The organism is Acinetobacter sp. YH12106 (genome assembly GCF_013418995.1).
Classification (GTDB): domain Bacteria; phylum Pseudomonadota; class Gammaproteobacteria; order Pseudomonadales; family Moraxellaceae; genus Acinetobacter; species Acinetobacter pseudolwoffii.
In genome coordinates, this window is sequence record NZ_VPAV01000002.1 from 163774 (window position 1) to 186446 (window position 22673).

General features: G+C 44.9%; 28 protein-coding genes. 18 read left to right on the forward strand and 10 right to left on the reverse strand.

All coding sequences use genetic code 11. The annotated features are described in order from the left end of the window. The first annotated feature begins 70 nt into the window (after nt 1-70). Nucleotides 71-697: an RdgB/HAM1 family non-canonical purine NTP pyrophosphatase gene (gene rdgB / locus FTU45_RS03125; protein WP_180075494.1), complete on the forward strand. Its 627-nt coding sequence runs from the start codon at nt 71-73 to the stop codon at nt 695-697. A gap of 130 nt (nt 698-827) precedes the next feature. Here the strand turns inward: rdgB and FTU45_RS03130 are convergent, their stop codons facing one another. Continuing rightward, on the reverse strand, nt 828-1709 hold the full coding sequence (locus FTU45_RS03130) for a permease (RefSeq protein ID WP_180075911.1): 882 nt from the start codon (nt 1707-1709) through the stop codon (nt 828-830). Between the two features lie 185 nt (nt 1710-1894). On the opposite strand from FTU45_RS03130, the gene tatA reads away from it, so the two are divergent. From tatA to FTU45_RS03150, 4 genes are all read left to right on the forward strand, one after another. After that, nucleotides 1895-2113 carry a Sec-independent protein translocase subunit TatA gene (gene tatA, locus FTU45_RS03135; RefSeq protein WP_180075912.1) on the forward strand — a complete coding sequence of 73 codons (219 nt, stop codon included), beginning with the start codon at nt 1895-1897 and terminating at the stop codon, nt 2111-2113. Nucleotides 2114-2122: 9 nt separating this feature from the next. Continuing rightward, nucleotides 2123-2545, forward strand: a complete 423-nt coding sequence (tatB, locus tag FTU45_RS03140; RefSeq protein ID WP_005095555.1) for a Sec-independent protein translocase protein TatB — start codon at nt 2123-2125, stop codon at nt 2543-2545. Continuing rightward, nucleotides 2542-3318: a twin-arginine translocase subunit TatC gene (gene tatC / locus FTU45_RS03145; RefSeq protein WP_180075913.1), complete on the forward strand. Its 777-nt coding sequence runs from the start codon at nt 2542-2544 to the stop codon at nt 3316-3318. The genes tatB and tatC overlap by 4 nt, the downstream gene beginning before the upstream one ends. A gap of 192 nt (nt 3319-3510) precedes the next feature. Then, nucleotides 3511-5739, forward strand: coding sequence for a PhoX family phosphatase (locus FTU45_RS03150; protein WP_180075914.1), 2229 nt, complete (start codon nt 3511-3513; stop codon nt 5737-5739). Between the two features lie 56 nt (nt 5740-5795). Here FTU45_RS03150 and FTU45_RS03155 read toward each other — a convergent pair whose 3' ends face one another. Continuing rightward, nucleotides 5796-6575 (reverse strand): NRDE family protein, encoded by a 780-nt coding sequence (locus FTU45_RS03155; protein ID WP_180075915.1) that lies wholly within the window; start codon nt 6573-6575, stop codon nt 5796-5798. A 93-nt stretch (nt 6576-6668) separates the two neighbouring features. On the opposite strand from FTU45_RS03155, the gene lgt reads away from it, so the two are divergent. The 3 genes from lgt (at nt 6669) to FTU45_RS03170 (ending at nt 8342) form a co-directional block, all read left to right on the forward strand. Further along, nucleotides 6669-7478, forward strand: a complete 810-nt coding sequence (lgt, locus tag FTU45_RS03160) for a prolipoprotein diacylglyceryl transferase (protein ID WP_180075916.1) — start codon at nt 6669-6671, stop codon at nt 7476-7478. Nucleotides 7479-7570: 92 nt separating this feature from the next. Beyond that, the gene (locus FTU45_RS03165) at nt 7571-7963 is read left to right on the forward strand and encodes a hypothetical protein (RefSeq protein WP_005103145.1); all 393 of its coding nucleotides are present in this window, start codon (nt 7571-7573) and stop codon (nt 7961-7963) included. Next, nucleotides 7956-8342 (forward strand): hypothetical protein, encoded by a 387-nt coding sequence (locus tag FTU45_RS03170; protein ID WP_180075917.1) that lies wholly within the window; start codon nt 7956-7958, stop codon nt 8340-8342. Before FTU45_RS03165 ends, FTU45_RS03170 begins: the two co-directional genes overlap by 8 nt. Before the next feature lie 18 nt (nt 8343-8360). Here the strand turns inward: FTU45_RS03170 and FTU45_RS03175 are convergent, their stop codons facing one another. Further along, a complete protein-coding gene (locus FTU45_RS03175) occupies nt 8361-8876 on the reverse strand; it encodes a hypothetical protein (RefSeq protein WP_005107935.1) in 516 nt (171 codons plus the stop codon). A gap of 400 nt (nt 8877-9276) precedes the next feature. Between FTU45_RS03175 and FTU45_RS03180 the strand changes: the two genes are divergently transcribed. The 6 genes from FTU45_RS03180 (at nt 9277) to msrA (ending at nt 13668) form a co-directional block, all read left to right on the forward strand. Then, on the forward strand, nt 9277-9768 hold the full coding sequence (locus FTU45_RS03180; RefSeq protein WP_180075918.1) for a lipocalin family protein: 492 nt from the start codon (nt 9277-9279) through the stop codon (nt 9766-9768). Between the two features lie 182 nt (nt 9769-9950). After that, the gene (gene thyA / locus FTU45_RS03185; protein ID WP_180075919.1) at nt 9951-10793 is read left to right on the forward strand and encodes a thymidylate synthase; all 843 of its coding nucleotides are present in this window, start codon (nt 9951-9953) and stop codon (nt 10791-10793) included. A 97-nt stretch (nt 10794-10890) separates the two neighbouring features. After that, entirely contained in the window at nt 10891-11403 is a 513-nt protein-coding gene (locus tag FTU45_RS03190; RefSeq protein WP_159138510.1) for a dihydrofolate reductase, read from the forward strand. A gap of 26 nt (nt 11404-11429) precedes the next feature. Further along, the gene (locus FTU45_RS03195; RefSeq protein ID WP_100329268.1) at nt 11430-12476 is read left to right on the forward strand and encodes a DUF4105 domain-containing protein; all 1047 of its coding nucleotides are present in this window, start codon (nt 11430-11432) and stop codon (nt 12474-12476) included. 102 nt (nt 12477-12578) lie between these two features. Further along, nucleotides 12579-13040 (forward strand): META domain-containing protein, encoded by a 462-nt coding sequence (locus FTU45_RS03200; RefSeq protein WP_100329269.1) that lies wholly within the window; start codon nt 12579-12581, stop codon nt 13038-13040. A gap of 103 nt (nt 13041-13143) precedes the next feature. Next, a complete protein-coding gene (msrA, locus tag FTU45_RS03205; RefSeq protein ID WP_005095533.1) occupies nt 13144-13668 on the forward strand; it encodes a peptide-methionine (S)-S-oxide reductase MsrA in 525 nt (174 codons plus the stop codon). A gap of 65 nt (nt 13669-13733) precedes the next feature. On the opposite strand, the gene FTU45_RS03210 is transcribed toward msrA, so the two are convergent. From FTU45_RS03210 to FTU45_RS03230, 5 genes are all read right to left on the reverse strand, one after another. Beyond that, complete coding sequence (locus FTU45_RS03210; RefSeq protein WP_180075920.1) at nt 13734-14138, reverse strand: biopolymer transporter ExbD; 405 nt, start codon at nt 14136-14138, stop codon at nt 13734-13736. After that, nucleotides 14138-14761 (reverse strand): MotA/TolQ/ExbB proton channel family protein, encoded by a 624-nt coding sequence (locus FTU45_RS03215; protein ID WP_005095531.1) that lies wholly within the window; start codon nt 14759-14761, stop codon nt 14138-14140. The genes FTU45_RS03210 and FTU45_RS03215 overlap by 1 nt, the downstream gene beginning before the upstream one ends. Before the next feature lie 25 nt (nt 14762-14786). After that, the gene (locus FTU45_RS03220) at nt 14787-15557 is read right to left on the reverse strand and encodes a TonB-dependent receptor (RefSeq protein ID WP_180075921.1); all 771 of its coding nucleotides are present in this window, start codon (nt 15555-15557) and stop codon (nt 14787-14789) included. A 192-nt stretch (nt 15558-15749) separates the two neighbouring features. After that, nucleotides 15750-16616, reverse strand: coding sequence for a formyltetrahydrofolate deformylase (gene purU / locus FTU45_RS03225; RefSeq protein ID WP_005095527.1), 867 nt, complete (start codon nt 16614-16616; stop codon nt 15750-15752). A gap of 47 nt (nt 16617-16663) precedes the next feature. After that, entirely contained in the window at nt 16664-17395 is a 732-nt protein-coding gene (locus tag FTU45_RS03230; RefSeq protein WP_180075922.1) for a TetR/AcrR family transcriptional regulator, read from the reverse strand. 115 nt (nt 17396-17510) lie between these two features. Here FTU45_RS03230 and FTU45_RS03235 point away from each other — a divergent pair, with 115 nt between their 5' ends. The 4 genes from FTU45_RS03235 to FTU45_RS03250 all read left to right on the forward strand — a co-directional run bounded on the left by FTU45_RS03235 (nt 17511) and on the right by FTU45_RS03250 (nt 21380). Continuing rightward, nucleotides 17511-18959, forward strand: a complete 1449-nt coding sequence (locus FTU45_RS03235; protein WP_180075923.1) for a coniferyl aldehyde dehydrogenase — start codon at nt 17511-17513, stop codon at nt 18957-18959. Between the two features lie 165 nt (nt 18960-19124). Further along, nucleotides 19125-19361 carry a 50S ribosomal protein L28 gene (rpmB, locus tag FTU45_RS03240; protein ID WP_000048256.1) on the forward strand — a complete coding sequence of 79 codons (237 nt, stop codon included), beginning with the start codon at nt 19125-19127 and terminating at the stop codon, nt 19359-19361. Between the two features lie 12 nt (nt 19362-19373). Beyond that, a complete protein-coding gene (rpmG, locus tag FTU45_RS03245; protein ID WP_001205031.1) occupies nt 19374-19529 on the forward strand; it encodes a 50S ribosomal protein L33 in 156 nt (51 codons plus the stop codon). 135 nt (nt 19530-19664) lie between these two features. After that, nucleotides 19665-21380, forward strand: coding sequence for a cation:proton antiporter (locus tag FTU45_RS03250; RefSeq protein WP_180075924.1), 1716 nt, complete (start codon nt 19665-19667; stop codon nt 21378-21380). Between the two features lie 222 nt (nt 21381-21602). On the opposite strand, the gene FTU45_RS03255 is transcribed toward FTU45_RS03250, so the two are convergent. Both FTU45_RS03255 and FTU45_RS03260 read right to left on the reverse strand, forming a co-directional pair. After that, nucleotides 21603-21881, reverse strand: a complete 279-nt coding sequence (locus tag FTU45_RS03255; RefSeq protein WP_004278462.1) for a hypothetical protein — start codon at nt 21879-21881, stop codon at nt 21603-21605. Nucleotides 21882-21986: 105 nt separating this feature from the next. Next, entirely contained in the window at nt 21987-22490 is a 504-nt protein-coding gene (locus FTU45_RS03260) for a DUF6586 family protein (protein WP_074383987.1), read from the reverse strand. Nucleotides 22491-22673: the final 183 nt, after the last annotated feature.

Below are 22673 nucleotides of genomic sequence, written 5' to 3' on the forward strand. Positions count from 1 at the left end.
TTTTTTATTGCCTACAAATCCGCAATGGCAGTTAAAATAGCACGATTGATATTTAGAGAATGAGTGACATATGGCTTCTACAGATTGGTTATCCCAAGGCACACTGGTATTGGCAAGTAATAACAAAGGTAAAATTGCCGAGTTTGAGAAAATGTTTGCGGAACTGCAACTGCCGGTAGATGTGATTCCTCAAGGTCAACTGAATATCGAAGATGCCATCGAAGATGGTTTAAGCTTTGTTGAAAATGCCATTATCAAGGCACGCCACGCGGCTAAAATCTCAGGTAAACCTGCGATTGCCGATGACTCAGGCATTTGTGTGCCAGTTCTTGGCGGAGCTCCTGGGATCTACTCAGCACGTTATGCCGGTGAACATGGCAATGATGCCGCCAACAATAAGAAACTGCTGGCAGATTTGAAACCATTGCGTAAAGATAGCGAAGCGATTGAAGGCATGTTTGTCTGTGTACTGGCACTGGTTCAACATGCTGAAGATCCACTGCCACAAATTTTCCAGGGCATCTGGACGGGTGAAATTTTAGAAGCAGCACGCGGTGAAAATGGCTTCGGTTATGACCCGCTGTTCTGGTTGCCGGAACTCGGTATTTCCAGTGCAGAAATGAGCAAAGAAGAAAAGAATAAAATCAGTCATCGTGGTCAGGCCATGCAGCTGTTTAAAGCCAGTTTGGCGAAATAATTTGTTTTACCCCTCCCTTTTCCAAAGGGAGGTTGGGAGAGATTTAAACATTAATGAATCCCCCTAAATCCCCATTTTTCAAAGGGGGACTTTATAACTCTTTCTAGCCTTCTCTCCAAAAAAGGAAACTTTATAGCGTAGGCATCACCGCATGCAACACCAGCCCATAGATCCCAATCAAAATTGCACTCGCAATCGTCCCCGAAGCAATATATTTAGCGGAATGCCCTGTGCCCTGATAATGGGTTTCTAAAGCCACGATGTTCGCTGCCGGTGGCAATAAGAAATACATCATCATTACACTATAAGTCAGGAGCTGATGTGGAATCGGCAATAATATATAGGCAATACCAGCCAAGCCTAATGCAAAAATAAAGCGCCCGCTGATCAGCACCAGACTGCGCTTTAAATCCCTCAGCTGAATACGGACATGACGAAGCCACATGCCCAAAATGCACATTCCTGCAAAAGTGACTAAAAATTTATTGGCTGCATATGCCCATTGAAGGATGGGATGAAACTCATAATGACTAAAGTCCCAAAATGATAAAACCCCTGCAATACTGAGTGCGATCACCGGTGGTGATTGCAGGACATTTTTCAGAATAAATGTCCAATCTTGGCGAGTTTGGCTCACGGCAATGACAGCACTGACATTCCCAAATAATGAGCCACCAATATAAAGTGCAATCATGGTCGACATTGCGTCAGTGCCAAACACTGCTAAGGCAAACGGCAGACCGAGCCATACGCCATTCAAATAGCTAAAACACAGCGCACGCAATTTATCTTTGGCAAAATAATAAAACAGGCTAAACAGCACAATTGAACTAAAAATACTAAAGCCCATCAGCCACAGACTGCCCGCTTTATAAAACACCATATTGTAAATAATCAGCACAGGAATCAGGACACGTGCCAATAAAGCCGCCAAGACAGGTCGAATTGGCTTTAAATATTGCACGCCCCAATAACCAATCAAAAAAGACAGCAGGGGAAGAATCAAGGCCATGACAGTGCTGCTGAGATTTCCATATCAGGTTATATGCTAGCACAGCATCCTTTTCATCTAATGATAGATTTTTCATATGAATTACTCATTACCCTGCTGCCGTGTCGGCAAACTGTCATTAAAGCGTCACTGCATTGTCATACAAGCCTGCTGAGATAGGGGCATGAAATATAGAGGATAAAATAATGGCAGGATTATCAATTTGGCATGTGCTGATTTTTGTAATTGTGGTGATTTTATTGTTTGGTACATCGAAGCTGAAAAACCTGGGTAAAGATGTCGGCGGTGCAATTAAAGACTTTAAAAAATCAGTCAAAGATGAAGAAGCAGAAATGGCCAAGCTGCAAGAACCGCGAACGATTGATGCACAAGTCAAAACCCCTGAAACCTCGATCAAGAGTTAAGAGTCCGCTATGCTCAATATCGGAATGACCGAGCTGCTGATTTTCGGGATTATTGCACTTCTGGTGCTTGGGCCAGACAAGTTGCCTGAGGCAGTCCGTTTTGTCGGAACATGGTATGGCAAGATCAAGCGCATGGTCAGCAATGTTCAGAACGATCTGGATCGTGAATTACGCTTGTCCGAACTGCGAGAACAGATGCAGGCCGAAATGCAGCGGATCCAGCAACTGGAAGCCAAGATGCAGGCACAAATGGCAGATTTGCAGCAGCCGATTGCAACTGATGAATTAAAAGTAAAGCCTCAGGCTGCCCAGCCCGTGCTTCGCTATCAGCCTGTAGTACAGCCCGTATCAGTGGTGTATTTACCTCAGCCTGCACAAACTCAAGCAGTGATTTCCCAACAACGCTATACAGAAATGAAGGTGGCCGTATGACGTCTTCACCGACCACACCTGCTTCAAATGATGCTGCAGCGCTGAACCTTGAAGAGATGCCGATTACCCAGCATTTGGTGGTGTTAAGAAAACATCTGTTTAAAGTGGTTGCTGTCCTGATTGGCCTGTTTTTCTGCTTATTACCCTTTGCTAATCAGACTTATCAATGGTTGTCCGAACCGTTGCGTGCACAGCTACCAGCCAGTTCAACCATGATTGCCACGGATGTCACTGCAACCTTCATGGCACCTTTTAAGCTGAACTTCTTTGTCGCGCTGATGATCGCGATGCCGTTTATCCTGTATCAGCTTTGGACCTTTATTAAGCCTGCGCTATATGCCAAAGAAAAGAGCCTGGCCTTGCCGCTTCTGATCGGTAGTATCGTGCTGTTTTATACTGGCATCAGCTTTGCCTACTTTGTGGCATTGCCCTCGATTCTGCATTTTTTTATCAGTGTTTCGCCTGAAACCGTAGCCCCGATGACCGACATCAACAGTTATCTCAGCTTCTGTTTAAAGCTGTTTCTGGTCTTTGGTTTTACCTTTGAAATTCCTATTATTACCTTGGTTCTGATCTTGATTGGTGCAGTTTCGACACAGACTCTGATCGAGAAACGGCGCTTTATTATTGTGGGTTGCTTCTTTGTAGCAATGTTTGTGACGCCCCCGGATGCCCTGTCGATGATCATGCTGGCTGTCCCGATGTGGCTGCTGTTTGAACTGGGTTTACTGGCAGGGAAACTGATTGAAAAACGTCGGTTAAAGACTGAATAACAATAACCAGCCAAAACAAAAAAATATCGATTTACTCAGGCAGCTCTTGCTGTCTTTTTGTTTTTAATTTTCAATAAAATACTGATTTATTTAATTTTATTGAAACAATTCTTTCACTTCCCTGTCATTTTTAGCCGTTAATTTACTCATAACCATTTAAAACAACCAAGCACATACTGCTAGGAACAAAATATGACTGATCAAATTGCTTTTAATGATGATTATGACAGCAACACTTCGGGGAACCCAGAATTTCACCAACTGTTTAACCAACAGATGAGTCGTCGCGATTTAATTAAAAAGACGGCTGGTGGTGCAGTAGCATTAACCTTAGCAGCCTCACTTACGGGCTGTAGCGATAATGATGAAGAATCAACTCCGCCAAGCATACCTGCAACACCGAATGAACCAGATTTAACTGCAACACCTAAATCATTAACCTTCAAACCAGTGGATAAAAACACTTTAGAGCAATTTACTGTGGCTGAAGGCTATGATTTTAAAGTCCTACATGCGGTAGGTGATCCTTTACACCCAAGCCTACCTGTATGGGATGAAAACAATATTCCTAGTGGTGTATCCTACGAACGCCGTGTCGGTGACAACCATGATGGTATGACCTTTTTTGGTTTAAATACCAGCAAGCAAAATTTTGATGCGACTGTATCGGACACTGGCTTATTGGTGATGAATCACGAATATTTACAACGTGATGACTTACACCCTCGTGGTAGCATATTTGATCAAGATGATATCACTGAAGATGAAGTAATCCGTGAAGTAAACTCTCATGGTGTCTCTATTGTTGCAATCAACAAAAATCCTGAGACACAAGAAATAACGGTCGATTTAAACTCCCCATTTAACCGCCGTATTACAGCAGCAACTGAAATGGAATACCGTGGCCCTGTACGTGGTAATGCGTTGGTACAAACAGCATTTAGCCCAGATGGTACCAAAACACGTGGCACCATCAACAACTGTGGTAACGGCTATACCCCTTGGGGCACTTATCTCACCACTGAAGAAAACTTCAACCAATATCTCGCACGTCAAAAAGACACCGAAGGCGGGGATGTACGCGATGCCAATACCGAACATGCGTTAAAACGCTATAAAGTCAATAATGGCGCACGTGGTTATAACTGGCAAAGCATTAGCAATCCACAAATCTTTACGCCAGATTATTTCAGCCGTTGGAACACGGTCATCAGCGGTGCATCGGAACAAGACGATTATCGCAACTCGATTAATACTTTTGGTTGGATTGTTGAAATAGATCCGTTTGATAATCGTAGTATGCCAGTAAAACGTACCGCTTTAGGTCGCTTTGCTCATGAAGACTGCCGTGCTAGCCGTGCCATTGCAGGTAAACCACTTGCATTCTATATGGGTGATGATTCACAAGGCGAATACATCTATAAATTTGTCTCAGATACTCCATGGAATCCTACTGATGTCAACGGTGGCTATGCAGCTGGCGACAAATACATGAATAACGGTAAGCTTTATGTTGCTCAATTTGATTTCAATGAAGCAACGGGCGAAGCTAAAGGCCAATGGTTAGAACTCTCTTTGTCTAATCCAAAGATTGCCAACTATGCAGAATACAAATTTGCAGACCGAGCAGATATTTTGGTCAATGCACGTATCGCAGCCGATGCAGCGGGCGCAACTAAAATGGACCGCCCTGAATGGGTTGCGGTAAATCCACATAATGGCGAAGTGTATGTCACATTAACCAATAACTCACAACGCGGTTCAGCACATGTAATTGATGCAGCTAATCCACGCCAATATTCAGATGATGATGATACAACGAACCGCCTACGTGGCAATATTAATGGTCACGTGATTCGCTTCCGTGAAACAGGCGACGATGTTACTGCAACATCATTTACATGGGATATTTTCCTATTTGGTGCCGAAGCAGATTCAATCCCAGGTGTAAACCTTTCTGGCTTGACGGATGCAAATGACTTCTCTAGCCCAGATGGTATGTGGTTTGATGACCGAGGCGTATTATGGTTACAAACTGACGATGGTGCATATACGGATACAACCAACTGCATGATGCTGGCAGCACTTCCTGGTTCAGTGAGCGATGGTTCTGTACAAACCGCAACAGCGGGGACAGGCACACAAAAAACACCTATGGGTGCGAAGCTCGATGACTCGAAGCTACGCCGTTTCTTGGTTGGTCCTGCTGGCTGTGAAATTACAGGGGTCACTATGACACCTGACTACAAAGCCATTTTTGTAAACGTGCAACATCCAGGTGGCACTTGGCCTGCAAACCAAGCTGAACATTTAATCAGTACTGGTCGTGCGTATTCACGTCCACGCTCAGCAACAGTCGTGATTACCCGTAAAGATGGCGGTGTCATTGCAGGTGAGTCGTTAGAAACCCCTAAAGCTTAAACCCTGAAGTGACCTAAAAAATGCCGACATCTGTCGGCATTTTTTATATCCGGTGATTATTTTAGTCTAATTATTTTCTCAATAGTTTGACCTGCGGTTGTACCTTGTTGTGACTTCTCGATCCAGTGCCATTGTCCCTGCTGCATTCTTAGAAAATTCGAGCAACGGGTGCCGTAAGTCGGGCTTTGAATAAAAGTCGAGGACAGCAGATGTTCCATTTCAACCGAGATCCCTGTTTCCGGCAGCAGTTCAGGAATCACCTTGCGTTCATCTTCCAGAATATCCCAAACCGCATGACACAGATCAGTTTCTGGCATGGCTGGTTGTTGCAGCATGGGTAAAAATTCCTGGGTAAAGCGTTTACGCAAATGCCGGGTCTTATACCAGTCTTCGCTCATCAGGCCATTCGAAACCACATAGACGCCTTGTGCCAGCACTTGCGGTGCTTCGCCGCGATTGCTCATATACACCGCCTGCTGCTGGTCTCCAACGAACAGGTTAAAACCGGCATAGTCACACTGCCGTTGTTCCAGATCTTGTGCGAAACGAATCGGCGTTAAGTCCGAATTTAAAAAATCCTGGATGATATGACCACGTGAAGTCGGATAATCTGTCCGATCTTGCCCGTTGCGAAAATTGGTAATCACTGCCCAGCGACCTGAGGCCGTGATACCCATCCAGGTGCCGCCCGACTGCAAATCCTGCCCGGCAATAATCGGACTATCTTCCCATTCATGCAATGCCTGTGTAGGCCGCTGATAGAATTCATCCCGATTTGAAATCAGACATAATGGGGTCTCATCCACAACCCGCCAAGCCAGTGCCACGATACACATAATTTACGCTCTCGATCTTTACACATTGAATGTACAACATTTTTCTTTGCTTTCAGCTAAAATCTGTGCAAAACAGAATCACAAGGAACAGGAATGCTCACCTATCCCAATATTGATCCCGTCGCGATTTCGCTCGGGCCCCTGCAAGTCCACTGGTATGGACTGATGTACTTACTGGCATTTTTATTTGCCTGGGGATTGGCAACGTTTCGAGCCAAACAACGCGGCTGGACGCCAGATATGGTCTCTGACCTGATTTTCTTCGGTGCGCTTGGTGTCATCATCGGTGGCCGTGTCGGTTATGTCTTGTTCTATGGCTTTTCTCAGTTCCTCGCAGATCCTTTATGGCTGTTCCAGATCTGGACCGGTGGCATGAGTTTCCACGGCGGTTTCCTCGGGGTCATTCTGGCCATGTTGTGGTGGTGCAAGAAATATAAGATGACCTGGTTCCAGACCCTGGATTTTATCGCACCTTGCGTACCGACAGGCCTGATGTTTGGCCGGATTGGTAACTTTATTGGCGGCGAACTGTATGGCCGTCAGGTAACCGATCCAAATTTTGCCTGGGGCATGATCTTCCCGACCGATCCGCTGCAACTTGTGCGTCATCCTTCACAACTGTATCAGGCACTGTGTGAAGGTCTGATCCTGTTTATTGTACTGTGGTGGTTCAGTTCTAAGCCGCGTCCACGTATGGCAGTTTCCGCGCTGTTCCTGATCGGTTATGGTCTGGCACGTTTTGTAGTTGAATTCTTCCGTGAGCCGGACAATGGCCAGCTATTTATTGGCTGGATGAGCAAAGGACAATTCCTGAGCCTACCAATGATCCTGATTGGCTTGTGGATGATGTGGTATGCCTACCAGAAGAAAATTTATGACTGGGGTCCACAAAAAAATAGCTAAGAAAAAAGCTTAATTTAGCGAGGCAAAGGCCTCGCTTTTTTACACTCAAAATATGCTAAAGTGCCGATTATCTCTTCTATTCTTTCATCATTATGCTTGAGTTCTGGTTTAATCCGCAGGTATCTGTTCTCAAAAAACTGTTGATCTTTATTGTGATTGCAGCGACAGCTGCAGGCTTGTACTGGATGGAACCACTGCCCTTAGATTCGATTTTGATGTTTGTCGGTACCGGCATCATTTTTCTGATCTGCCGTTACTGCAAAATTCACTTTGCCAGCAAAAACCCGACCGGTTTGCTGTATAGATTACTGACCTGGATTCCAATTGCCTTATTGATTGCTTTAGTTTTTATGAATATGCAACAGGGCGAAATCCTGATTCCGGGTGCTCAAGGCATTGCATTTATGGCACTGGCGATTTGCCTGTTTTCACCATTGTCGCTGCTCAATCAGAACTCTCAGGATCCAGAGCCACCCCATGCTTGAATTTTGGTATTCCGAACGCTGTAGCCGTCAAATCAAACTCATCGTCATCATCGCGACCTGTATTTTTATTTATGCAGCATCGACTGTGGCCCAGTTAGATCCGGTATTTGTAGGGGTAAGTTTAGCGATTGGAATTGTCGTGCATTTACTGCACCATTTCCGCCTGAAAATTTCAAAATCCAATCCCTATGCAAATGGCTTTAGCGCCTTGAGCCGGATGATTCCCATCATTGCCTTAATTACCCTATTCGGCTATTTACCCGGGCAACATGAGCAATCGACAAAATTTGCTTTGGGTCTGCAATGTTTTGGTTTTACCGCGATTGGATTTTTTATCGTTTCAATCTATGAAAGCCGTGCGAAGCGTTTTGAGGACTGATCACTTCGCAGTATTTTCTTAGAAGTAAGTTTCCAGACGATAGTAACTATAAGTCACGTTTTTATTGCGATAAACCGCATGATCTCGCTGTTTAAAATCCGATACCCAGGCACTACCTGAATAAGCCGCGATATGTCCATATTTATGTCCCTGAGTACGGTCAATAATATAGATATCGCCTTTTTTCGGTCGATCAAAAGAAGCATTAATTTTCTTATAACCCAGCTGCATCAGGGTACTTCCCCAATCTGCCGCTGCGACCGGATGATTCACAATTTTCGCACCCGAGGATTGCAGACCGACACGAATACTGCGCGCACATTTCTGTGTACTGGTATTTCGGGTAATGCCTTGCAGATAACTGGTAAATTTCTCGATATTGATACGATGGCCATTGCTTACGCCTGAAGCGTTACGGACAGTGGCTTTTTGGGATGACTTTTTAGGTCTTTGCTCCGATTGGGAACGCACCATGATATTCGCTTGGACAGGAGCATATACTTCGCTCATGTTTACTTGATGATCATAGATCATGCCTTACCAACCGCTCCTCGCCTGTAATTTAGGCTTTCATATTGTTAACAAGCCGAGAATACTAGTCGTTTAAATGTTATCTTTCACATTAAAAATGTAAATAAATTTGTCTATTTTTCCGGCATTCAAATTAAGCCGTTCTTTCTAATACAGTTACAAAACCCATCATCTTTGCAAAAAAAATGTAAAGCAAAGCCAACTCCGACGCCTTGCAAAGCATTTTTAGCCGGAAATAGAGAAAATGAGCCGTTATTTTCTTCTCCTCAAACCCTAGGGATTTAATCTGTAGCTCGGCTATTTTTAGACAACATTTCACTACATGATTACATCATTTTGAGCTTTGCACCCTGTATTACACTGATGCAGCATTTTTAAATATTGAACTAAACGGAGAAGAAAAATGAGTCAGAATTTAAGTACCATTTCAAATTTTAATTTAGAACAATATTTAGGTATCTGGTATGAAATTGCACGCTTGCCGATGAAGCACCAACCCGAGGACAGCACCGATATTTCTGCGGTATATAGCTTGAATAAAAATGGCAAGGTTCGGGTTCAGAACCGTTGTCTGGATGGCGAGGGCAAGCTGGATGAAGCCATTGCTGAAGCAACCATTGTCGATGCAGAACATGCCAAGCTGGAAGTCAGTTTTTTACCTGAAGGCCTGCGTTGGATTCCGTTTACCAAGGGTGATTACTGGGTATTAAAAATTGATCCAGATTATCAGACGGCGCTTGTAGGCGAACCGAATAAAGAATATTTATGGCTATTGCATCGCGGTACCAGTCTGGACGAAGCGACTCAACGCGAATATTTAAGTTATGCAGAATCCTTGGGTTATGATCTGTCTGATCTGATTCATACAGTCCATACGGGCAATAAAACCGCTTAAACTGCAATCAAAAGACCTCCATCAGGAGGTCTTTTTTATTCTCAATTTGGGCGATGAAAGCTCATCAAAAAATGCTATGATGTGCGCAATTTAAATTGTCCCTTTCGACAGAAAATTGATTATAAAATAATCCGTTCTGCTGTTAAAACGGCAATTTTCAACAGATTCAAATAGAGAGAACTATGCGCCAATATCTTGACCTTTTACAACATATCCTCGACAACGGCGGCGATAAAGGCGACCGTACCGGTACAGGGACACGTTCGATATTTGGTCATCAGCTGCGCTTCGATCTTTCCCAAGGTTTCCCTTTACTTACCACCAAAAAAGTTCATTTCCGTTCTATCGTGATTGAATTATTATGGTTTTTAAAAGGCGACACCAACGTTCAATATTTAAAAGATCATAAAGTTTCGATTTGGGATGAGTGGGCAACCGCCGAACAGACCGCACGTTTTGGCCGCCCTGAAGGTGAACTGGGGCCAGTTTACGGTCACCAGTGGCGTAATTTTGGTGCCAGCAAAAATGCAGATAATAGCTATAATCAGGATGGTTTTGACCAGATCAAATGGTTGATTAATGAAATTAAAACCAATCCGAATTCGCGCCGTCTGATTGTATCTGGCTGGAATCCGAATGAAGCGGGCCAAGTGGCATTACCGCCTTGCCATACCCTGTTCCAGTTCTTTGTCCACAATGGCAAATTGTCTTGTCAGCTGTATCAGCGTAGCGCCGATGTTTTTCTCGGTGTTCCATTTAATATCGCCAGCTATGCCCTGTTGACACATATGATCGCGCAAGTCTGTGAGCTGGAGGTCGGTGATTTTGTCTGGACCGGTGGCGATACACACCTGTATAGTAATCACTTCGAGCAAGCGCAATTACAACTCAGCCGTGAGCCCTTGGGCCTGTGCCAACTTAAATTGAATCCTGAAATCAAAAACCTGTTCGACTTCAAATTTGAAGATATTGAAATTATTGGTTATGAATCACATCCGGGGATTAAGGCACCCGTTGCAGTGTAAATGTTCCCAAACCAAAGAAAATCAAAATCCCACTTTGCTTAAAGTGGGATTTTGCATTTTAATAGGAGCAAATTTTTATTTGTTTTTGAGTGTAGGTATGGCATTTCAGGATTTAGAAGTCGTTCATGTCGTTGCAATGGATCAGCAGCGCTGTATTGGTAAGGACAATGACCTGCCTTGGCATATCTCAGCCGATCTCAAGCATTTTAAAGAAATCACTCAGGGCGGTGTGATTATCATGGGCCGCAAGACCCTTGAATCGATGGGGCGTGCGCTCCCTAAACGCGTGAACTGGGTCATTACCCGTGATCCTGACTGGTCTTTTCAAGGCACTAAAGTTGCTCATAACATTGAAGATGCGCTTATTCAGGCAGTTACTGATGTACACAGCTCAGAAAAACCGACGTCTATTTTTATTATTGGTGGCGGTGAAATCTTTAAACAGACCATGGACATTGCCGACCGTCTGGAACTGACTCATGTCGACCTGGATGTACAAGGTCATGCCTATTATCCTGAAATTCCGGCAGAATTCAAAAAAGTCGCGACCGAGCAACATATTGACGACAAAACCGGGATTGCTTTTGAGTTTGCAACCTACAGAAAATAAAGCCTATTTCTCATGAAAAAGTGACCATGCAGGGACGCGAATATATTTCCAAGCACTGGAGTCTGTGGCTGCTGGGTAGCCTGTTTACCCTCTTTGTCATTCTGTCGAGCCTGTGGCTCAGCCTGATGCTCTGGGTTCAGCAACCTCTCGGCAAGATTGGCAGCTTGATCCTGATTGGTGTTTGGTTAACGTTTTCCCTGCTTGTACTCGGGATCTACTTCACCCGGCACCTGATCTCGCGTAAAGCCGATAGCATTCTATATCTTCTGGTCTTTCTGTTTTGTCTGCTGGGCTATTTTAGCCTGCAAGCGCGTCAGGATCGGGAGTGGAATCCTGAAGTGGCTCAGTTGTTGCACTATGAACAACAAGGCAATCAGGTCACCCTGCACAATATCCGGAACTTTGACTGGCAAGCTGATGGTCGTTATATCGAACGTTGGGAAAGCCGCAGTTTTGACCTGAACCAGATTAGCGGGGTGAATATCATTACCTCCTACTGGATGGGTCCGAAAATTGCCCACACGCTGGTCAGCTTCGATTTTGCCAATCAAAAACCTCTCACTTTTTCAATTGAAATCCGCAAGGAAAAACATGAAGAGTTTTCTGCAATTGGTGGGTTTTTCCGTAAATATGAATTGAGTCTGGTGGCATCGGACGAAAAAGATATTGTGTATACACGTAGTAATATTCGCGGGGAGCAGGTGTATTTCTTTCCGGTAAATATGCCCCAAGCTCAGGCTAAAGCCTTATTCAAAGAATATCTGGCCCAGGCCGATGAATTGGCCAGAGAACCCAAGTGGTATAACACCCTGACCAGTAATTGCACCACTCTGGTCTTTGATATGGTTCAGGCAGTATCGCAACAACAATTGCCTTCAGATTATCGACTGTTAGCGTCCGGCTATTTACCGAATTATCTCTATGATCTGAAAGTGCTGGATCAATCCTGGGATATGCACACCTGGTACCAACGGGCGCATGTGAATCCACGAGTCAAACAGAGCGCCGATCTGTCCAGCCAGGAATATTCGCAGCGACTTCGTCAAGGCCTGCCTGCACCTCAGACACATTAACTGGCGTTTTTATCACTGTAAATAAAGATACAAAATCAACTGGAACCTGAGTCATTTTTTTGTTTATATACAAATAGCTAGTCAATAATCAGAGTATCTTTCATGCTAAAAAAATTAACTGCAATCGCCCTATTGGGTTCAGTATTGGCTGTAATGGGCTGCGAAACCGTACCGAATACCGCCACCACACAAACCACGAATCATTTACAACTTTTGCAAAATCGTACCTGGATTGCCACACAGATTGGCAATACTGAAATCAAGACCGCAGCTACTGCACCTCATCTTCCAAGTCTGCAATTTGATACCAGCACCCAGCGTGTTTCCGGTTCAGATGGTTGTAACCGGATCATGGGCAGCTATACGGCGGGCAAAGATACTTTGAATTTAAGCCAGATGGCAACAACACGCATGGCCTGTATGCATAATGATCAGCTTGATCAAAAATTTAATGAAGCTTTAGCCAAGGTGACGCATTATCAGGTATTTGGTAAAACCCTAAAACTATTGGATCGTCATGGTAATGTGTTAATTCAGCTGGAAAGTGCAGTTCAGCCACGTTAAGACTTCCCTACAAAAAGCCTGTATTGGCGGGCTTTTTTTATCTTTCATACTGATGGGCCAGGATTTAACCATCAGCCCAGTTCAATCGAATGAGGAATCAGCCATGCAACAAGCACTTTTTGGTGGTGGATGCTTTTGGTGTACCGAAGCGGTATTTTTACAAATTCAGGGCGTTCAGCAAGTCCTGAGTGGCTATGCCGGCGGTCATACCCCTGAGCCAAATTATGAGGCCGTGTGCGGCGGTGAAACCGGCCATGCTGAAGTTATTCTGGTTGATTTCGACGAAAACCAGATCAGCTATGCCCAGCTCCTTGAGGTGTTTTTTGCGACGCATGATCCAACCACTTTGAACCGTCAGGGCAATGACGTCGGCACCCAATATCGTTCCGTGATTTATTATCTGAATGCTGAACAAAAAACTCAGGCAGAAGCAGCCATGGATGCTTTAAAAAATGAAGGCCTGAATATTGTGACTGAACTCAGCCCGATGCCGACCTTCTATCCTGCTGAGGAATATCACCAAAATTTCTTTGCGAAAAATCCAAACCAAGGTTACTGCAATTTTGCCATTCCGCCAAAACTGAATAAATTACGCAGTAAATTTATGACTTTGTTAAAAACCCATTAATTTGCATAAAAAATGGGGATAAAAAAAGCGACTGAAATCAGTCGCTTTTTTTCGTTAGCTGAATCTTAGTTATCGGTTGCAAAGGCAATATCGCTGAGTCCGGCTCCACTCGCACGCGACATGACTTGAGCTACCATGTCATAACGGGATTCTTTATCTGCTTTCAGCACAATCGTCGGCTGACGTTCGGTCTGACCTGCTTCATTAAAACGGGTCTGCAATTCGTCTAGGGTCAGGACATTGCCATTCCAGGCAATCTCACCTTCCGCATTGATGCTGATTGTGACATTTTCAGGCGGCAGATCAATAATCTCCGCGGTGGTTTGTGGCAAGGTTAATGGAATTGATGGGTTCGCAACGGTCGCTGTCACCAAGAAGATGATCATCAATACCAACATAATGTCGATGAGGGGAATGAGATTCATCTCATTCATACCTACATCGTTGTCTTCACCCAGTTGAAAAGCCATTAAGCTTGACCTCCCACTAAACTCTGTTGTGTTACTTTTTCATCAGACTTTTTTGCAGCAGATTCCTGTTGCAACATGGTGTCAATCAACAAGCCATGTGCCTGATCTTGTAACTCATGCGCCAAACCACGATTGAAACGCACACAGATGTTATAAGCCAGTACCGCAGGAATCGCGACGGCCAAGCCTAGACCCGTCATGATCAAGGCTTCACCGACTGGGGTTGCCACTTGTGCCAGACCAGCCTGACCGCTTTTACCCACTGCAACCAGCGCATGGAAAATACCCCACACGGTACCAAACAAACCGACAAATGGTGAAATCGAAGCAATCGTACCGAGGACGGATACCCCTTTTTCAGCATTGGCTTTTTCGGCTGAAATCTGACGTAACAACGCCTGTTCTGCCACTGCCTTACGCTGTTCAAAGCCCAAAGGAGCCAATTTGGTTTTCAGTTGCTCCAATGCTTGAGACAGCTGGGTATAAGCAACTTGTTTAAGCTGGCGAGTGCCCATTAAACGCAGCACAAAAATGGTCCATGTCGCAATCGACATTGCCAATAACACGAAGTACAGCGTTTTACTGACTGCATCAGCGTGTTGCCAATAAACTGAAAAGTTCATCTTCGAACTCCTAATGGGTTAGCCGTTATTTGGTAATTTGAAAATCGAAAGGCTGCTCAACCCGGGTTGGATAAGCCACACCATTTTCCACATATTTGGTTAGTTGCGCGCGGCGTACCGCTGCTTCAACTTTACGGTTCACTGCCGAGCTACAATCCGAATTACGTGCAGTCGCAGAAACCACTTTACCCTGCTCATTTGCCGCCACATCGACTACCATCGAACAAGTCGCTCTTAACTCACCTGAAGACAAGGAAACTTTCGGTGCGCGCTGCCAGCTCACTCCACCCCCAATCGAGACACTTTTTGGTGATGGCGGCGCAGCAGGTGCTGGCGGTGCTACAGGCGCAGGTGGCGCGACTGGAGCTGGTGCCGGTTGCACTTTGGTTTCGGTGACCACTGTCGGTACCACCGGACTTGGGGTTGGTTTAGCTTCAACGGGTGGTGCTTTGACTACTTTTGGCGCTTCAGCCTTTTTCACCTGCTCGATTTTTTCTACTTTTTTCGGTGGTGGTGGCAGCGGTTTATCGACAATTTTGACTTCTTTAGGCTTAGGTGGCTCTTTTTGTGGCTCGACCTTCGGCTTTGGCGGTAAAGGTTTGGGTGCTTCCTGCAATTTTACAAAGCGCACTTTAAGCGGCTCTTTCTCTACAGGCTTGAGCTCCGGTGCGTCCATCTGGCTCACTGCCCACAATAGGCCCACATGTCCGACGAACACGGCCGCCAGAATCGAGATGACTTTCTTTTTCATCTTGTTGGGCGGTGTAGGTGGCATGGGAGCAGCAACTTGACTCATTAAATCTATTACCTTGAGGAGATGATGTGAAACAAACAATCAAGCTCATCGGTTAGCACAATTAAAGTACGCCAATAATAAATGAGAAGTGTTTTCATTTGCAACTACTAATCATGCCTTTCACTGATTTTTTTTGCATCAAAACAAAAAAGGCACACTAAAAGTATGCCTTTTTAAATAGGGATGCAAGTTTTATTGGAACACCACAGTTTTATTGCCATCGACAATAATACGGTCTTCCAAATGCCATTTCACTGCACGTGCCAGTACATTACGTTCTACATCCTGACCGAGTTCACGCAACTGTTCAACGGTAAAGTCATGATTGACACGTTCTACGTCCTGCTCGATGATCGGACCCTGATCCAGATCGGCAGTAACATAGTGTGCAGTCGCACCGATCAGCTTGACACCTTTTTCATGCGCCTGCTTATACGGATTTGCACCGACAAATGCGGGCAGGAATGAATGGTGAATATTGATCACTTTCATTTCCCACTTACTTACAAATTCTTCATCTAGAATCTGCATATAACGTGCCAATACCAACAGGTCATTGCCCTGCATTAACTGGTCAATTTCTGCATAGGCTTCAGGCTTGTTGTCTTTGGTCACCGGCACCACTTCAAATGGAATCCCAAAGTTTTCAACCGCTTCGCGTAAAGTCTCGTGATTCGATACCACCTTGGTAATTTCACATGGCAACCCACCACGGGCATGACGCCATAACAGCTCAAGCAAGGCATGATCGACCTTAGACACCAAAATACCGACTTTCTTCACATCGCTGACCAGAGCCAGACGCCATTGCATGCCATAACGCTCTGCGACATTTACCGCAAAAGTCTGGGTAATGCTTTCTTTACGGCTTTGCAGATGATCCAGTTCAAATTCAACGCGCATGAAGTAACGGCCGCCCTGCGCTGCTGTCGCATATTGGTCAAGCGCAGTAATATTGGCACCTTGATGATACAAGAAGCTCGAAACAGCCTGCACGATGCCCGGCTTGTCTTCACAAGTAATCAATAAACGTGCGGTGTTAGCAGTCGTCATATTCATGTTGGTTTAAGTCACTAATCAGTTAAATTAAAAATAAGCCGAGTATTCTAGCGCGTTTCCGAAATATTCTGAATAGGCGACTCGACTTCTGTGTTTTTTGCAGATGACAGGCTGGCAAAAAGTTCCGAAGAACCCAGGCTATTTAGCAAACCTTCATAAGTTTGACGGCTTTCACCGCGTAAATAGGCCCCTTCCAGGAACACCATTTGACGGAGTGCCTGCCAGACCCATTTTTCTTCCAGCGTATTGGAATCGGTCAGATGACCTGACATATATAGGAAGTTGGTCCAGTTGGTCAGTACAATCCACAGGTTAATGATCAGTGCTTCAATTTCTGAATCGGTCATGTCCATCAAGCCAGCATTCACAAAAGCCTTATAGATTTTCTGACCTTGCTGCATCACCTCGCCGGCAAAGCGTGGATACATCTTGCGGAAATCTTCGTTATTTTCGACCAGATGATAGACATCGCGATGCAGGAAACGATAAGCCCACAGCTGACTGCTCAGTACCTGAAAATAATGAATCTTGTCATTGGCATCCAGAGCACGATCATCCGGCAACGCCAGCATTTCCAGCGTCTGGTGCTGGTACTGTTCCATCAATTCTTTAATAATTTCATTTTTATTGCGGAAATGATAATACAGGTTACCCGGGCTCATACCGAGTTCAGCCGCAATGTGATTGGTGGTTACCGATCGTTCGCCACGCTCGTTAAACAGCTGCAAACTGAGCTGCAAGATACGCTCTTTAGTTTTTAAGGTTTTGGTTTGGGACATCCTAAAATAACCATTCAGTTCGTGCATTAGCAGGCTAACACACAAAGTCACTTGACTAATTAGAGTATTTGCTCTAAAAATTAATTAATCGATTTTTGAATAATGGTAGTGCGGCATGAACAGTCACACAAAAACAATATCAATGACACCACATTTTTTTGATGGCCAATACTTAAATGAGCTTTTGGCACAACAAAAACATGCTTACTTAAACTATCCTTTGCCGACGGCAAAGGAACGCATCGATCGTTTAGCTCGACTTAAGCGTATCTTAGTTAAGTATCAAGATCAATTTGCAGAGGCAATTAATCAGGATTATGGTAACCGCTCGATTGGGGAAACCAAAATTGGTGAACTGCTCACCTGTCTGGAACATATCAAATATTATAGCAAAAACTTGACCCGATGGATGAAACCCTCCAAGCGCCATGTCGGCATTATTCATCAACCGGCCAAAGCTTGGGTGCAATATCAGCCTTTGGGCGTGATTGGGATTATTGCACCGTGGAACTATCCATTGTTGCTGTCCATTGGCCCACTCATTTGTGCATTGGCTGCCGGCAACCACGCCATGATCAAGATTTCTAGCGCATCGGCTGCCTTTGGTGAAGTTCTGGAAAAAGCCCTAGCTGAAGCCTTCCCTAAAGAATTGGTCGCTGTGGTAAATGGTGGCGGTGTGATTTCAGATGCTTTCTGTCGTTTGCCTTTCGATAAACTGATTTTCACTGGCTCAACTGCGGTCGGTAAAACCGTCATGGCAGCCGCTGCCGAAAATCTGGTTCCGGTGATTCTGGAACTGGGCGGTAAATCTCCGGTACTGGTACATCCGTCGATTGACTTACGTGATGTTGCGCAGCGGATTGCGGTGGGCAAACTGTGGAATGCCGGTCAGACCTGTGTAGCTCCGGACTATATGTTCCTGCCTCGTGGTAAGACCGCTGAGTTTATTGACCATTTTAAAGCCTGTGTCGAAAGCATGTATCCGGATATCACCCATAATCAGGATTACACCTCGATTGTGAATGACAAACAGTACAACCGTCTGCAAGGTTATCTGGATGATGCACGCGAACAGGGTGCGCAAGTCATTGAAATTAATCCGCGTAGTGAAAACTCAGCTGATCTGCGTAAGATTGCGCCGACCATCGTGACCAATGTCACCCCGATGATGCAGATCATGCAACATGAAATCTTTGGCCCACTGTTACCGATCATGGAATATGATCAAATTGACGATGTCATCGACTTTATTAATAGCCGTCCACGCCCACTTGCTTTATACTACTTCGACTTTGATCAGGCGCGTGCCGATTATGTCGCACAGCGTACCCATTCAGGGCATTTCGGGCAAAATACGGTACTGACCCATGTTGCGCAGGACGATCTACCATTTGGGGGTGTCGGTGCATCAGGTATGGGTAAATACCATGGCCCAGAAGGCTTCTTCAGTTTGTCGCATGAACGCTCAGTGATGTCGAATCCAAAGCTGTATAGCTTGAAATACATTCTGCCGCCGTTCAACAAGCCGATTCACAAGCTGATTTGGAAGACCCTTCTCCGCTAAATGATCAAGGCATGAGCTATCGATATAGTTCGTGCCGCGTTTTGACGAAAATCGCTTGTCTTTTAAGCGCATTTTTGATATAAAACGCCCCTTGAATGATTTCAATCCGTTTATTTTTGACTGGCCATACAGATTTGCTGTTGGCTAAATCAATGGAGTTACACCATGTCTAAGGTTTGCCAAGTTACCGGCAAGCGTCCAGTCGTTGGTAACAACGTCTCACACGCCAACAACAAAACTAAGCGCCGGTTCGAGCCGAACCTGCACCACCACCGTTTCTGGTTAGAAAGCGAAAAACGTTTTGTACGTCTTCGTTTAACCACTAAAGGTATGCGTATTATCGACAAATTGGGCATTGAAAAGGTTGTTGCTGACCTGCGTGCTCAAGGTCAAAAGATCTAAGGAGTCTGAACCATGCGTGATAAAATTCGCTTAGTTTCTTCAGCTGGTACAGGTTATTTCTATACCACGACTAAGAACAAACGTACTATGCCGGAAAAAATGGAAATCAAAAAATTTGATCCAAAAATCCGTCAACACGTAATCTTCAAAGAAGCTAAAATCAAATAATTTTGGCTTTTTAAAAAAAACGACCCTTTCAGGTCGTTTTTTTTTGCATTTTTTTTACCCCACTTGATAAACTTTCTGCATGTTTTGGCACTTTTTGTGCTTATTTCCCAGCAAACCTAGCTAAAGGAGTATTTAGTGCCACATGACGTAGAGCTCATTATATTACTGGCTGTTGGTTTTGGCTTAGCTTTGGTCTTTGGCTATCTCGCCGCACGGTTACGTCTCCCCCCTTTGATCGGTTACTTAATTGCCGGCATTCTGATTAGTCCCCACACGCCCGGTGTGGTCGGTGATATTCATCTGGCCAACCAGCTGGCAGAATTAGGTGTCATGTTCCTGATGTTCGGGGTCGGGATGCATTTCTCGCTAAGTGATCTGATGCAGGTGCGGCGGATTGCATTGCCCGGTGCAATTTTGCAAATTGCAGTCGCCACTCTGCTCGGAGTGGGAGTCTCGATGTTATGGGGCTGGAGCTTTGGCTCTGCGCTCGTATTCGGTTTAAGCCTATCCTGTGCCAGTACGGTGGTTCTACTCAAAGCACTCGGTGATCGTGGTCTGCTCGATTCAATTAATGGCCGGATTGCCGTCGGTTGGCTTTTGGTCGAAGATCTGGTGATGGTATTGGCGCTGGTCTTGTTACCTGCGACTGCAGTGCTACTCGGTGGTCAGGCCCTGGAAGGTGCAAGCGATGAAAATATCTGGCTCACCTTAGGCATTACCCTACTTAAAGTCGCAGGCTTTATTGCCTTCATGCTGATTATTGGTAAGCGCTTGATTCCAATGATCATACAGGTAGTGGCACGTCTTGGTTCACGTGAGCTGTTCACCTTAACCGTGGTGGCTGCTGCTGTTTCTATCGCCTTCGGCGCTTACAAGATTTTTGGCGTTTCTATGGCTCTGGGTGCGTTTTTTGCCGGTATGGTGGTAAAAGAGTCTGATTTCAGTCATCGCGCCGAAGAGGAAACTTTGCCACTGCGTGAAATTTTCTCGATTTTATTCTTTGTCTCTGTCGGCATGCTGTTTGATCCGCGTATCCTGCTGGAACAGCCCTTACATGTACTGGCAGTAGTGGGCATTATCATGATTGGTAAGACCATTGCAGCCATGGCACTGGTACTGTTCTTTCGTTATCCGATCAATACAGCCTTGACCGTCGGCGCTTCGCTGGCACAGATTGGTGAGTTCTCCTTTATTCTGGCAGCACTTGGGGTGTCACTGAATCTGCTTTCACTAGAAGGTCAAAACCTGATTCTGGCGGGTGCATTGATCTCGATCACTCTCAACTCCTTTATCTTCTCCGCAATTGAGCCAGTACAGAAATGGATTCGGGAACGCTCGACCCTGGCACGTTTACTGGAACGCAGTGGTGACCCTCTGGCAATGTTACCCGATGAAGTCTCACAGGATTACCTGCGCGATCAGGTGGTGATTATTGGCCATGGTGAGGTCGGTCGTCGCATTACCCGCTCATTGATGGAAGAAAACATCAAGGTGGTCATTGCCGAAGAAAACCGTGACATCGTCGAAAATCTGCGTGAAAAAGGTATTGCTGCGGTGTCTGGTGTTGCTACTGAAGCCGGGGTCCTGATTCAGGCACATATTCAGCATGCGCGCTTACTGGTCATTTCCCCTATGGATATCATCGATATTCATAAAATTGTCGACATTGCTAAGACCTTGAATCCACAAATTCAGGTACTGGTCTGTGCAGAAAGCAAGGAAGAAGCTGAAGCGATCCGTCGTGATAATATCGGCGCGGTGTATTATGCCAAAGAAGAAATGGCGAAAAATATGAGTAATCATATTTTAAACCAGATCGAAATTGCGCATCAGCATCCCCCTTCTCATTAATCTCTCTGCATAAAAAAAGTTGCCCAATGTGGCAACTTTTTTTATGCATAATCACAAGATTTTTTGTAATAAGCTGACTTCAAATCATCAGGAGTAAAATCAAAGAAACGAGGTTTTCATTTCTTGAAACTCACCTTGAGCTCGTACTTAAAATCTAACTTATTCCCCAACCCTTTAAAATCAAAAGCACACCGATAGTGTGCTTTTGAATACATTGTAATCTTAACTCATATACTTCGGCTCTTCATCTACGACTTCAGCCTGCCATTCATTGACCTGCTGTTCCAGCAAGCCATACAGGGCCGCCTGAATCATCTGCTGCGCAATCACAGGCGTCTGCTCTCCGAGTAGAGCCTTCACCTCGTCATTAAACTGAATCATGACCAAAGGCTGTTTATGCGAACCTGCATTGCGTAAAGCCAAGGCACCACCTTCAAGTTGAACGAGTTCTAAAATCGCGTCTTGATTACCAAATAAGTCTTTCAACTGTTCTATAGACATATATCCTCCATGTTCAACATGGTGGCAAAGAGCCGGGTGCACTTTGCATCATTAGAGTAATTGATATAGGGTTAAAAATTCTAATTTCAAGTACGGTCGATCCGATTAAAATTCAATCATCTCATTGCGAAAACCATCGATGAGTTGTGTTAAGTCACGATGCCATTCTCTTAATATAGCAGGATCAGGTAACCATGCTTGTGGAGACTGTGTGACTTTAATGATGAGATTTGAGGAGGTTTCGTCTTCGGGTTCCGGTGTACTCGGTTCAGGCGCATACTGGCACAGACGATACGCACGTTTTAGTTCAGCAATGAAACCGCTCTTGGATAAGTGTTGTAATACGGCTACTTCGGGTGAAATCTGGCCTTTGGCTGCCATTAGTTCTTCGATCGATTTTAACGTCGGATTGGCATCATTCAGGCGATAGTAACGCACCAGTTCCTGCAAAAATGCCAATAAAGCGCCATGCAAATGAAACACAGTCGCCTCACGTTGTGCCTGAGCCTGTTGCACATGCTCGGTTTGCTCTGCCTGCTGACAGGCAAGACGGGCAAAATACAGTTTTTGATTGGTACGGTCCGCATGATAGCGAGCAACACGGGTCATTGATATTTCCTAAGGTTTTAAACAAATTTTGGCTTTTATAAAGTAAAAGGTTCGCTTTCATTTCGCAATCAAAACATGTTTAAACTGAATCCATCCAGTACTGAAATCCAGAAAATCTAACTGCCTGCACGAGTACAACCATGAGCACAACAAGGCTAAATTTCAGCCATAAAAAAGGAGCAT